The following is a 12,950-nucleotide window of genomic DNA, read 5'->3' as shown; positions in this document are numbered from 1 at the left end:
ATTGTTCGCCCTGTGCTCTTATAATACTGCGTGCATGTATAGTGCGCAAGGGATAAATTAGTGAATAATATTTCCTTGTCAGACCTCACCCCCAACCCCTCCCGAATGGTCGGGGCAAGTTCTCCAAAGGAGAGGGGAGCTAAAACCGAACAACACAAAATCACTTTTTTACACCTTGCAGCGCATAATTCAGCAAAAAAATTAAAAACTTAATCAGGTCTCCTAACCGTTTTACACATAAAAAGCCGGTTGCTGATCATGTCTTTGCAATGTTTTTTCCGGGAAGGCTTTCTGTTCAAGCCGCTTCAGTTCTTCTCCTGCCTGTATTAACAGGCCTGTATCTATCTCATGCACTTCTTCCCCCGTTCCGATGTCTTTTAAAAGCATGATCGTTAACTGCCCTCCAAGGTGCTCGCGAAATTCATTCAGCCCCTGCAAAACAGGGCTATCCGCTTTCTCAATATCCATCACCGGATGCGTGATCTCAAAACCTAAATGCAGCAAGACCTGGATGACCCGCTTTGCTTTTTCTAAACCGAGGCGGCCAGACAATGCAGCATACATGGTGTCCAGTGCAATGCCCATGGCAACTGCTTCGCCGTGCAATATGCTGAAACCGGATAACTGTTCTGTTTTATGGGCGCTCCAATGCCCGAAATCGAGCGGGCGGGAAGAACCTTTTTCAAAAGGATCGCCACCGGCAATATGCTCCAGGTGAAGTTCGGCGCATCGCCTGATAAGATGGTTCATGGCTTCCATATTTCTATGGGCAAGCGGATAGCTGTTCTCTTCAATCCACCCGAAGAAACCAGCATCTTTTATAAGGGCGACCTTAATGGCTTCCGCAATGCCTGCCCGCCAGTCACGGTCAGATAAAGTGGCCAGAAAAACATCATCATTAAAAACGGCAACGGGCGGAACGAATGTTCCCAGAAAATTTTTCTTGCCAAAATAATTAATGCCGTTTTTTACACCGATGCCGGAATCGTTTTGAGACAATACGGTTGTGGGAATACGGATGTGCCTTATGCCGCGATGAGCAACAGCAGCGGCATAGCCTGCCACGTCAAGCACAGCGCCGCCGCCAATGGCGGCAAGATAAGAGTGACGGTCTATGCCGTGCAGGTTTACAGCGTTAACAATGCGATCAAACGATTGCCTGTCATTCTTCGATTGCTCACCTCCCGGAATGATCAGCATATCATTGATGAGCTGAATAGCATTATGTTCTTTAAAATAGCCTGCTATCTGTGCTAACAGTTGCGGATGATTTGCAACAACCTTATCGTCAATAACAAAAAGAATTTTCTGCGCCGCGCCTTCCCTGTTATCTTGTATGAATTTGCCAAACAAATTATTGGAAGGCCTAAACAGCGAAGACGTAAAAAATACCTTATACTCAAAAGAAACGCTGAACGATTGCTTAAGGTAATTTGCTTGTGCTTTTTTCATGAATACCGGCCGGTTGATTTAATGTGGTTCAAAAATAAAATAGTGCAGCGCAATGTAACAGAAACAACCTATTCATTTATATGTTTTCGGGAATAAAAGCCCGGCTCACAGATCAGGTTACCGCAAACACTTTTCCCAGGCCTATGGAAATGGGTAGCAGCAGCGCGATAATTATTGCAAAATACGTGGCGTTAAAGGCTGATGCCCAGGAAGCATTCATGAGGATCAATCCTATCACCCCGGCTTTAACGGCTCTGCCAATATTTTTTCCTGCAGGCTGTTGTATTGCTTTAACCAGCGGGGCAAAAATTGTCCAGGCAAATAACAGCAGGAAAATTGCAGTAAGATAAATTCCAGTTTTGTTGGCTATTGCAAAATAAAGAATGGAACCGGTTACCAATATATAAAGAAGGGAAGCAGCGTATAATAAGTTTTTGTTTCCCCCGTGCACGTCCCCGCGGCTGATCATTGTTATTGAGGCAATATATACCATAGGTATAAAAGCAAGCGCCCACCATTGTATTAATTGGGAAGTAACGATACTTATGCCCAGCAGGAGGTTCAGCCCCCTGCATAATCCCATATTAACCGGGCCTGTTACCGGATTATGTTTGCCCCATTTATCATAAAGCACCGCAGCTATAGCAATAGAACATGCGATGATGCCGGAATATATGCTGCAGAAAAATGCTGCTGTAATGCCAATGAATAATAAAATAATTCCCAACGCGGCTGCTTCATTTATCTGTACATATCCCTGCGGGATAGCCCTTTCCGGGCGTTCTGCTTTATCAAGCTCCGCATCAAATACATCATTTAAAACGATGCCGCCTCCATATAAGCCTATGGTGGAGATGCACAGTAAAATAATGTGCTGCCATTCATTTGTGCCAGGCGATGGATAAAATAAAACGCCCGAGATAGCTGCGCCCGCCAGCACATCCGACACAGCAGTTATGATATTTGCCGGCCGCATTAATTGCAGGAATGCTTTTGTCTTTTTCAATTGGTCGCTTTTAACTGATAATGATGGATGATTTATCTACCCTTGGTTGCTGGCCGCCGCGAAGAATGGTATTGCCTGCAAATTTTTTACTTTGATCTACTTCTTTCGCTAATACAAAGTCTGCCTCGTCAATTTGACCGCTTTGGCTAAATGCGGTAACAGCGTTACGGTAAGTTGTCATATAAATATCTTCGTCGCTGATGCCGCGCAGTTTCATCAGTGAAGCGGTTTTGGGAACGGCAAGCGGATCGCTGATGCCCCAGTCTGCAGCCGAGTTGATCATTATCCTTTCCGGGCCATATTGTTTTACTATATCAACCATGCGTTCATTGCCCATTTTTGTAAAAGGATAGATGGTAAAAGCTGCCCAGAATCCTCTTGCCAAAACTTCCTGAACTGTTTCTTCGTTGTTGTGGTCAATAATCACCATCTGCGGATCGAGCTGGTGCTCCATCGCAATATCCATGCTGCGCTGTGTGCCTCTTTTTTTATCGCGGTGCGGCGTATGTATCTGAACCGGTAACCCTGCTTCTTTGGCCAGCTCAAGCTGAAGGCGGTAATATTTTTCTTCAGCAGGAGTTTGGTCGTCAAAGCCTATTTCTCCCACTCCAACCACGCCTTCCTTATAGATAAATAATGGTAAAATTTCCATCACCTGTTCTGCGAGCTTTTCGTTGTTTGCCTCGCGTGAATTCAAACCAATGGTGCAATAATGTTTGATGCCGAACTGCGATGAGCGAAAACGCTCCCAGCCAATAAGGCTGCTGTAATAATCGCGAAACGTATCAACGCCTGTTCTCGGCTGGCCAAGCCAGAATGCCGGTTCAATTAAACCCACAATACCTGAATCGGCCATCGCCTGGTAATCATCAGTGGTTCTTGAAGTCATGTGCACATGCGGATCGAAAAACTGCATTCCTTTTATGTTTTGAAGATCAGCCGTGCTAAATGCTTCAGCAACTTCTTTTTGCCGCTGCAGTGGATCATGATTCATACAATTTATTTATTGGTTTGAATAAAAATTTTTTGCTTCTTCAGACAGGCTTTTCCATGTAAGCGTTTTTTGCAGGATAGCATGATGAAGCCCGGCTGTATTACCCAGTAAATTTTTGGCCGGCGCATAATTTGATTCAAAGCAGGCAAGCGCCGCTGCTTTTTTTTCAGTTAATGCGCCTTCGCTGAATAACCTTTGTACATCAGGAAAATTATGCGCATCAATAAATTTTCCTATAAGCTGCCAGAGGCGGGGATCAACGCGCCTGTGGGCGGCCCATCGTTCATGCGCATAATCAATAAGAATATTTGCCAGGGTTTTATTAGACCTTTCCTCAAGCCCGGTTATGCGATCCACATCTTTGCCGGTAAAGAAGGCTTTTAAAACCATTTGGTTCCATGCCGGTTCGTCAAGATATGTTGCGGGATATGGATTTTCATACATGATTGCCTCCAGCACAGTAGCTATGTTGCTGCGAATGCCCTCCGTGCACTGAAACCTCCACGCCTCAGGATAAGCAAGAAATGCAAGCGAGGAATATAAAGCTACCAGTTCATTCATCTCCGCCGCTTTAAATAGCTCCTGCATTATTCTTAGGAAATTTTCTTTGCTGCGGCTATTTAATTTCGTCAGTAAATACACGCGGCTTAACCTGTCAGCCGTCCAATCCCGCAGTAAAAAGCCCGGACAATATTTCTTAATATTTTTATCCTGTTCTTCTGTTATCTGAATAATCTTTTTGCCTGTTTTTCTTGGCAATAGCGTAAACGCGGTATTTAATTGAACGGCGTTTGCGTCTTTACTAAGAAGCGATGATTTTTCCGTCAGCCAGGCCCATGCTTCACCGGTTATGTTTTTTTTAATTATTGCTTCAAAGATATCTCCGCTCATAATGCTTCGCTTTTAAAAGAATAGAAAGTATTTTAATAAGCACCTTCCATACAGTATCCGATTTTCTGCAAGCCCGGTATTAATATTTAAAAGACGGGTACGAAACTCGCAAAAAAGTTTATTAATCACTGCACCGGCTTTCTTGTATTCCCGTTAAAATATTAAATAGCCCATATTTTTTAAACCCCGGATGCGCTGCCAATGCCCGGGGCAGGTTTCCCCGGCAAAATTTATGATAGCCCGATTATAACTAATTGCGTACTTCGCAAAATCGTACATCCAAAATCGTAAACTGTTATGGCTCCTTTATCTGAAAGAATGCGGCCAATAAAACTGGAAGACCTTGCAGGGCAGCAGCACCTTGCGGGCAAGGGCAGTATTTTACGCACAGCTATCGAAAACAACAATATTCCGTCCATGATATTCTGGGGGCCGCCCGGCAGCGGCAAAACAACCATTGCCAATATTATTGCACATACGTTAAACCTTCCCTTTCACCAGTTAAGCGCCATCAGCAGCGGCGTGAAAGATGTGCGGGAAGTAATTGAAAAGGCCAGGCAGGAAACAAATGCTGTTTTATTTATTGATGAAATTCACCGCTTCAATAAAAGCCAGCAGGATGCATTGCTGGGCGCTGTTGAAAAAGGCATTATTACCCTGATTGGCGCTACCACAGAAAACCCTTCCTTTGAAGTTATATCGGCTTTGTTAAGCCGTTGCCAGGTATATGTTTTAAAACCCCTTGATGAAAGTGATCTTGTTCCTCTTTTGCATAACGCCATGGAAAAAGATGAAGTATTAAAGAAGTATAAGATTGATTTAAAAGAAACATCGGCGCTGATAAATATAAGCGGCGGCGATGCAAGAAAATTATTGAACCTGTTTGAACTGGTGGTGACGGCCAAAGCTCCCTCTCCTTTGGAGAGGGCGGGGGGTGAGGTCGTTATTACCGACGAGTTGGTAATGAACGTTGCCCAGAAGCGCATTGCCTTATATGATAAGCAGGGCGAACAGCATTACGATATTATTTCCGCCTTTATAAAAAGCATTCGCGGCAGCGATCCCAATGCTGCCGTATATTGGCTGGCGCGAATGATAGAAGGCGGGGAAGATGTAAAATTTATTGCAAGGCGGTTACTGATACTTGCCAGCGAAGATGTGGGCAATGCCAATCCCAACGCATTACTGCTGGCGAATGCCACTTTTGATGCGGTAAATAAAATCGGCTGGCCCGAATCGCAACTCATCTTATCGCAATGTGCCATTTACCTGGCTTCCTCTCCCAAAAGCAATTCGGCAACAACAGCTATCGGCGCAGCGACAGCCGCAGTAAAACAATATGGCGATCTTTCTGTGCCTTTGCATATACGCAATGCGCCAACAGGTTTAATGAAAGACCTGAATTATGGGAAGGGGTATAAATACAGCCATTCTTACGAAGGTAATTTTGAAGAACAGGAATATTTGCCCAAAGAAATTGCGGGAACCAGGTTTTTTAATCCCGCCAAGAACACAAGGGAAGAGGAGATAAGAAAATTTTTAAAAAGCAAATGGAAGGATAAATATGCGTATTAATATTAATCCCTACTTTTATAGCAGCTTAAGACCTCTAATGTATTGCTTTATATGAAAAGGGCTGCTCTGCAAAAAAGTAGCCCTTTTTTATTTACCCCACCATCTTCAGCTCCTTTCTCACTGCATAAAACAAATAAGATTGCACATTGGCATAACCCATTTGCTTTAGTAATTCTTTGTATTTTAAAATCTGTTCCACATGCTTATCGCTTTGTTCAAGCGTGAACTTGTAATCCAGCAGCAGCACGCTGTCATCTTTTATCAATATCCTGTCGGGGCGTTGTGTGCGGCCATTTACATCAATGATATTTCTTTCTATAATGCTGTGGCCCGGCTGGTGCAACAGTTTGCTCAGTTCAGGATGCTGTAGTACATCTGTTACCGATTGTTTTAAAGGCGCCCGTTCTTCTTCCTGTATCACACCTTCTTCCAGCAGCTTCTCTATATAATTATCTGTTTCCTCTTCGTTGGATGCGTTGGCCAGCACCTCATGCGCCAGCGAGCCTTTCCGGCCCGATTTTTCCATGTTCAGCAAATGAACAGTGTGCCTGTCTTCTGTGGCTGCATATAAATCAGAAAGCCTTTGCGAGGTTGGATAATTCTTCAGCGTAATGCACGAACGCTCTGCCGGCCTGGAGGCGATCAATATATCTTCCGCTTTTTCATACAAATTATCTGTTGCAAACGCCGGGTTAAACTGTTGCATGGCTGCATTAACCACGTCGCCGATGGTGGTTAATTTATCCGCCTCTTTTTTAAACATGGTGGCGAGGTATAAAAAATCTTTGGCGCGGGTGGTGGCCACATACAGCATGTTCAGGCTGTCCATATTGCTGTACAGCACTTCTTTAAAATAGGCTTTGGCAACCGAAGTGCGGGCAAGCGCTTTGCCGAACCGTAATGGTATATTGCCCAGTTCATGGTACAGGGTATCCTGCGCCGGAACCCAGAATACCGTATTGGCCTTTGTTTCATTGTCCCAGATGCAGAACGGCACAAACACGGCCCTGAATGCCAGCCCTTTTGATTTATGTACCGTAATAACCTGCACGGCGTCTGCGCTCTCGGGTGAAGGCAGAGATGCTGCACAGCCTTCTTCTTCCCACCACTCCAGAAAAGCGCCGATGCCTTTCTCTCCCGGCTTTGTGGCATTGCCAATTAAATCGCGAAAGGACAGCAAATATGGAATGTGTTGCTGAAGATGGTCAAGCTGATAGCCGGTAATTAAATTTTCAACCAGCTCCGCCAGCGGCAGTTGCAGCCATTGCTGCCAGTGAGCGCATAAAGAAGCCGGCAATACATAATCCAGTTGGGATAATGATTTTTCATCCAGGTCGCAATACAGGCTGGGCGCTGCCTGTTTTTTATGCACGGCATGGTACAGGGCAATGCAATTGGCTTTGTATAGTGCCGTTTGTTCATCAATGCCGGTGATCACTTTTAAAGTGTTGATGATAAGATCAACTGCCAGGTTATTGCCGATGAGCAATGCATCGCCACTGATGACCGGTATGCCCTGTTCCATCAGCTTTTCAACGCAGGCAGTTGCTTCAAAGTTGGAGCGCACGAGAATAGCTATGTCTCTGCGGGCATAATTCTTTTCATGTATCAGCGCTTTAATTTCATGAATGGCATCATTCAATGCCTGTCCGCGAAACGCCGTTTCTGTATAACGCGCCGTTTCATTCTCCGCTTTGCTGAGCCGCTTAACCTTTATGGTGCCGCCGGGTTTTGTAAAGGGCGATCTGGCCTGCGCTGCACCGGCATACACCGATGTGATCACCTGGTTAAAGCCATTGCTGTTCCACCATTCATGTATGGCAGGCGGTTGTTCCTGTACGGCATTATTCAGGTATGATTGCATCAGGGCCGGCAGCAGTTGATATAAGCGGTTATTGAAATCAATAATATTGGCGGTGCTCCGGTAATTTTCTGCAAGGCTTTCTTCCAGCACATAATGTTCGCCTATCTCGTTTTTTGCCTGCCGGTGCAGTATGTTCCAGTCGCCGTTGCGCCAGCGGTAAATGCTTTGCTTGGTATCGCCTACAATGAGGTTGTCAATATATTTTCCTTCGGCAGCGGCCAGCGTATTGGCCAGCAATGCCCTGAAACTTTTCCACTGGTTTACGGAAGTATCCTGAAATTCATCAAACAAAAAATTGCGGTAGCGGGCGCCCACTTTTTCCCAGATGAAGGAAGGGTTATCGCCTGCATCGCCTGTGATGCCGGTGATGAGTTTTTGTGCATCGCTGATGAGCAGGTTATCGTGCTCATTCCTGTAAGCAGACAATAATGTTACCACCTCCTGCATCAGCCTTAAATAATATAAATTCTTTTTAAAAGCAATGGCCAGTTGGTATGCGCCAACTCTTTCCCCGTAAAATGCTTGTATTTGTTTCAGCAGCGCGTTAAGCTCATGGTACAAGGCATCATCGCCTTTGCCTGGTTTAAACCAGGCGCCAGGGTTATCAACCAGGGTAAATATTTTAGGAAATTTTTCCGCGTCGTTATGAATGAATGCCTGCAGCTTCCATAACCAGTTTTTGCTGCCATTTACAAAATGCGATTTGTCTAAATTGTATCGCTCAAAAACAGCTGCGGCCTGCTTTCCGTATTCAGCCAGCTCTTTTTCGTAAGCGTCAATTTCCTGTTTGGTTGCCTTGTTATACTGTTTAAAAAGCGCGTCAATATTCCCGGCGCCAATGGCGGCAATAGCTTTTTCAAACACATCAAAGCTTTCCTTGAATATCTCGCTGATAAGGTTGCCAAGCTCAGATTTATAATCCCAGTTCTTATTATCGCCGATGCGTTCCAAAGCCAGTGCAATTATCCATTCCAGCAGTTGCCTGTTATTGTCCAGTGAGGTGTCCATTTTTTGCACCAGTTCATCTTTCACCTTATCATAATTCATCTCCAGTGCATAGTCGGCGCTTAAGCCCAGTTCAAATGCAAAGCCGCGAATTACTTTCTGCACAAAGCCGTCAATGGTGCTTACTGCGAAACGGCTGTAATCGTGCAATATCTTTCTATATATTTTATCTGCTTGTTCTTTTAATGCTTTGCCTGCCAGTTGCGGATGTGTTTTTAAAATGCTGTTTCGATAAGCATCAACATTTTCATCGCCCTCTGCCAAACCTCTCAGCACATCCAATATGCGGGCCTTCATTTCTTCCGTGGCTTTGTTGGTAAAGGTTACTGCCAGTATTTCCCGGTATTTGTTTTCCCCGCTGAACAATAAGCTGAGATAATGTGCGGCCAGGCTGAAGGTTTTGCCTGATCCGGCAGAGGCCTGTAATATTTTAAGTGGTTTTTGCATGAAATGTAAAAATAACCTGAACCGGGATTTTATGGATTATAAGATTTGCAGGATTACAATGAAAGCAACATTACAATCCGGCTAATCCCTAAATCCCATTAATCCGGGTTCAGACAATTTATCGGATCATTAGGAAGTGAAATCAAATAAAGCTATTATGTTTGAACTTTAAAGAAAAATCGCTTGAAGAAATATTATTCTTTTTGTATCCTTATCATCCTTTCAATCATTGAAATCCAGGTTCAGACATCCTGCGCCAACATTATTCCGCCCACCGGCGGCCCGAAGGATTCTTTACCGCCGGTATTGGTTTTGGCCATACCAAAGGATTCAACGCTTAATTTCAAAGCAAATAAAATAACGCTCACCTTTGATGAATATATTCAGTTAGATAACCAGGCGGTACAAACAAGCCTGGTTGTTTCTCCAAACCCCGAAATAACGCCAATTATAACAGCCCATTTAAAAGATATAAACATACGGCTGAAAGATTCGCTCCGGCCAAATACCACTTATTCCATCAATTTCGGCAAGGCGTTAAAGGATAATAATGAGGGCAATATTGCTAAAAATTTCCTGTATGTTTTTTCCACGGGCGATCATATTGTAAACGGAAGGCTAAGCGGTAAAGTGCAACTGGCTGAAAACGGAAAAACAGATTCAACGCTTATTGTGGTGCTGCACAGCAACCTGAATGATTCGGCTGTTAAAAAGCTCAGGCCGGATTATTATGCAACGCTCGACAGTTTGGGGCGCTTTAAATTTCAGTATGTGGCCTACGGCAAATATGCCGTATATGTTTTGCCGAATGATTATACAAAGCGCTACGATGACAGCACCAAGATGTTTGCTTTTCTCGAAGAGCCTGTTGCCATTGACAGCGTTTCTTCAACAGAACCTGTTACGCTGTATGCTTATAATGAATATAAAGCCAGCAAAGAAAACGGCGGTTCCAAGGGCGGAGGGGGCAAGCCGCAGCAACCATCAGGCCAGCCTTCGAAAAAAAAGCCCGGCAATGATAACGATACGCCCAAGGTGATTAAATATACCATGGCATTGGACAACGGGCACCAGGATCTGCTGAGCAATCTTGATATAAGCTTCCCGGAGAAACTGGCAACATTTGATTCTTCTAAAATAAGCCTTACCGACAGTAATTTTAAGCCTGTAAGCAATTATAAAATTGTGGCCGATACTTCTTTTCAAAAATTCACGCTTCAACATCCCTGGAAGGAAGGTGAATACTTCAGGCTTATTATCCAGCAGGATGCATTTGTGGACAGCAGTGGTAAAATGCTTGCCAAAACAGATACCCTTAAATTTCAAACGGCTAATGAAAGTGAGTATGGCAGTGTGCGGTTGCGTTTCCCGACCATTGACCTCAGCCTTAACCCCGTAGTGCAATTTATACAAAACGATAAGGTGATAGATTCTGCTGCATTAACGGGAATAGAGTTTTACAGAAAGCTGTATAAGCCCGGCGATTACGAGCTGCGTATTTTGTATGATGAAGATAAAAACCTCACCTGGACAGCGGGAAGCTTTGATCTGAAACGGCAACCCGAAATTGTAATACGCCTGCCGCGCAAATTCACGGTGAAGAAGAATTGGGATAATGAGGGTGAAATAAACTTATAATATTTCAAAAAATAATTTGGTTATTACACTCAATATCTAACACTATTTGGGATTTAAAATATTCAACCTTCAATACTCAATATTCAATCAGTGTCATTTACTTAAGGAACGTTTGTAAAGTCCCTCCCCTTTGGAGAGGCCTGCCTGGCGGCAGACAGGGATTTAGGGTGAGGTCAAACAAGCGTAACTAAACGACATTGAATATTCAATAATCATTTGGGGGGCATATTGAGCATTCCTGCCCATCCGGCAGGCGGGGATTATTGCGTATTGAATATTGGTTATTTAGCCTGCACTTCGCAAAAATAATCTTAACAGAACAGGGTATTTTATTTTTATCAAGCCTGATTAAAGAACAGGAAATTGATAAACAATAAGCCGATAAGATCGGTATGGATTCAGGAAAGTTGGCAGCGTAAGAATTATTAGCCCCGGGGAATATCCGGAGACAACAAATAGTTTATTCCAGTGCATTCCTGCACAAAAGCACAATCAGTTACAGGCTTTATCTGCGCAGCAGCTGCTGGCAAAGGCTTCCGGCTTGGCCTTAAAGGCAAAGCCCATGCCCATAATGTAGCCCATGGCTTCACGCAGGGCGTCATTGCTTTTAAAATGCGGGTTGGTATTTATGTCGGCATGCACTTCCATATCCACATCGTACTGAATAAAAAGGTTGCAAAGCTCATAAGCCACTTCAATGCTTTTGGCCACTTCAACCAGCATGCGTTCTTTAATGTTATAGCGCTGCTTTGTTTTTTCATTATGAATAAACATAAAGCCGCCGCTATGCTCACGCAAAAAAACAATTACCGTTGCAAACTCGGTTTCGCTGCCTTTTACCTGGCTGTCGGTGCCAATGCAAACTTTTAGATGCACGCCTTTGTCGTGCTCGCGTTTAATAGCTTCTTCCACAGCCGATTTAATGGGCATGTGAATGGTTTCTCCGTTAAATCTTCTCCATCGCATAAAATATGTTTTTCCCAATGTACAAACAGAAAATTATATATGCTGTTATAAGATTATGAACATACGTGGAAAAATAGGCAGACAGAAGTGCATGCCTTCCTGTAAATTATACTCCTCACGGGATAAAAATGTGCAATTGTTGATTGGCTGAAGTATAAGCCACCCGAGCTTATTGCAGACTTGACATTAAAACAAAGCATGCATAAAGCATAACCATTTACACGTTATGCCCGGCATAAACCGGGCACCTGCCGCAGCATTGCAAACGCTGCTGATAATTATTAACTAATTTAAAATTTAAGGTCAGATTTCCCCGCCGCGGCGGGGAAATGACGTTTAAGTACAAAAACTAATGTTACAATCTGATAAAGCAAATTCAAAATTAATCATGCACAAATTTATCCGGTGTTTACTATAACGTGAGCTCGGGATAAGAAATTGAAATTCTGATTGGATATTATGTTGTTGAGCTTTGTTATGAAGTTGAGTCGTCACCTCGACGACAGGGGAGGTCTCATGATTTTTTTGCTGGCTGCATTTCGAGAGATTTCTCTCCCGAATGCTTTCGGGATCGAAATGACGGGCAACCTGCAACTTATCCCGAACTCACGTTAAATTATGCTGATAATAAAGAGCCAAGGGGTTGAAATATTATACGTACCAATTATAATGGGGCAATTTTTTGCACTGTGTTAATGGCTGAACAATAATGCAAAGCAGAAGATGATTTGCAATTGGGTTTCCTTGTTGCTGCAGGGGTACGTAAAAACTGCTGAAATGCAGGCTGGCATTCAATTGTGAAGTTCGTAAAAAAAAAGTATCCATATCCGGTAAATTTACAAAGAGAACAGGCTTTTTTCAGAGGCGTTTTGCACAGCGGCAGGCATGTATGCTGCATAAAATTGCCGCATGGTTTGCCCGGGTATAACTGAAACAGCCGGATTACTGAAGATGAATTTTAAGCCCCGGTTCATTTCAAATAAAAAAACTTTTAATGACTATCCGTAATTTGGAAATAGCTAATTATATTAGTATTTTTGTCTAAAATAATTAGCTATGAATATGTCAGAATTTTTCAGCAGGTATGCCGATGAAGATAGCTGCCGCCGTTT

8 protein-coding genes are annotated in these 12,950 nt (G+C 43.6%); 2 read left to right on the top strand and 6 right to left on the bottom strand.

What is annotated here, in order from left to right; all coding sequences use genetic code 11:
- Positions 1–231 precede the first annotated feature (231 nt).
- The 4 genes from QM629_RS03135 to QM629_RS03120 all read right to left on the bottom strand — a co-directional run bounded on the left by QM629_RS03135 (position 232) and on the right by QM629_RS03120 (position 4,343).
- Entirely contained in the window at positions 232–1,452 is a 1,221-nt protein-coding gene (locus QM629_RS03135; protein WP_415157095.1) for a 3-dehydroquinate synthase, read from the bottom strand.
- A 112-nt stretch (positions 1,453–1,564) separates the two neighbouring features.
- On the bottom strand, positions 1,565–2,458 hold the full coding sequence (eboC, locus tag QM629_RS03130) for a UbiA-like protein EboC (RefSeq protein WP_415157093.1): 894 nt from the start codon (positions 2,456–2,458) through the stop codon (positions 1,565–1,567).
- A 10-nt stretch (positions 2,459–2,468) separates the two neighbouring features.
- Positions 2,469–3,452: a TatD family hydrolase gene (locus tag QM629_RS03125; RefSeq protein WP_415157091.1), complete on the bottom strand. Its 984-nt coding sequence runs from the start codon at positions 3,450–3,452 to the stop codon at positions 2,469–2,471.
- A gap of 9 nt (positions 3,453–3,461) precedes the next feature.
- Positions 3,462–4,343 (bottom strand): EboA domain-containing protein, encoded by an 882-nt coding sequence (locus QM629_RS03120; protein ID WP_415157089.1) that lies wholly within the window; start codon positions 4,341–4,343, stop codon positions 3,462–3,464.
- Between the two features lie 297 nt (positions 4,344–4,640).
- Here QM629_RS03120 and QM629_RS03115 point away from each other — a divergent pair, with 297 nt between their 5' ends.
- Positions 4,641–5,918 (top strand): replication-associated recombination protein A, encoded by a 1,278-nt coding sequence (locus tag QM629_RS03115; RefSeq protein WP_415157087.1) that lies wholly within the window; start codon positions 4,641–4,643, stop codon positions 5,916–5,918.
- A gap of 91 nt (positions 5,919–6,009) precedes the next feature.
- Here the strand turns inward: QM629_RS03115 and QM629_RS03110 are convergent, their stop codons facing one another.
- Positions 6,010–9,234 carry a UvrD-helicase domain-containing protein gene (locus QM629_RS03110; RefSeq protein WP_415157085.1) on the bottom strand — a complete coding sequence of 1,075 codons (3,225 nt, stop codon included), beginning with the start codon at positions 9,232–9,234 and terminating at the stop codon, positions 6,010–6,012.
- 183 nt (positions 9,235–9,417) lie between these two features.
- On the opposite strand from QM629_RS03110, the gene QM629_RS03105 reads away from it, so the two are divergent.
- Positions 9,418–10,872, top strand: a complete 1,455-nt coding sequence (locus tag QM629_RS03105; protein ID WP_415157083.1) for an Ig-like domain-containing protein — start codon at positions 9,418–9,420, stop codon at positions 10,870–10,872.
- 492 nt (positions 10,873–11,364) lie between these two features.
- Here QM629_RS03105 and QM629_RS03100 read toward each other — a convergent pair whose 3' ends face one another.
- Positions 11,365–11,838: a ribonuclease H-like YkuK family protein gene (locus tag QM629_RS03100; RefSeq protein ID WP_415157081.1), complete on the bottom strand. Its 474-nt coding sequence runs from the start codon at positions 11,836–11,838 to the stop codon at positions 11,365–11,367.
- Positions 11,839–12,950: the final 1,112 nt, after the last annotated feature.

The organism is Parafilimonas sp. (genome assembly GCF_047606085.1).
Lineage (GTDB): Bacteria > Bacteroidota > Bacteroidia > Chitinophagales > Chitinophagaceae > Parafilimonas.
This window is presented reverse-complemented; position numbering and strand designations above follow the sequence as displayed.

Excerpts from the sequence above, each read along its gene's own strand:
- QM629_RS03125 (WP_415157091.1), bottom strand. The coding sequence starts at position 3,452 with ATGAATCATGATCCACTGCAGCGGCAAAAAGAAGTTGCTGAAGCATTT.
- QM629_RS03115 (WP_415157087.1), top strand. The coding sequence starts at position 4,641 with ATGGCTCCTTTATCTGAAAGAATGCGGCCAATAAAACTGGAAGACCTT.
- QM629_RS03120 (WP_415157089.1), bottom strand. The coding sequence starts at position 4,343 with ATGAGCGGAGATATCTTTGAAGCAATAATTAAAAAAAACATAACCGGT.
- QM629_RS03110 (WP_415157085.1), bottom strand. The coding sequence starts at position 9,234 with ATGCAAAAACCACTTAAAATATTACAGGCCTCTGCCGGATCAGGCAAA.
- QM629_RS03100 (WP_415157081.1), bottom strand. The coding sequence starts at position 11,838 with ATGCGATGGAGAAGATTTAACGGAGAAACCATTCACATGCCCATTAAA.
- QM629_RS03135 (WP_415157095.1), bottom strand. The coding sequence starts at position 1,452 with ATGAAAAAAGCACAAGCAAATTACCTTAAGCAATCGTTCAGCGTTTCT.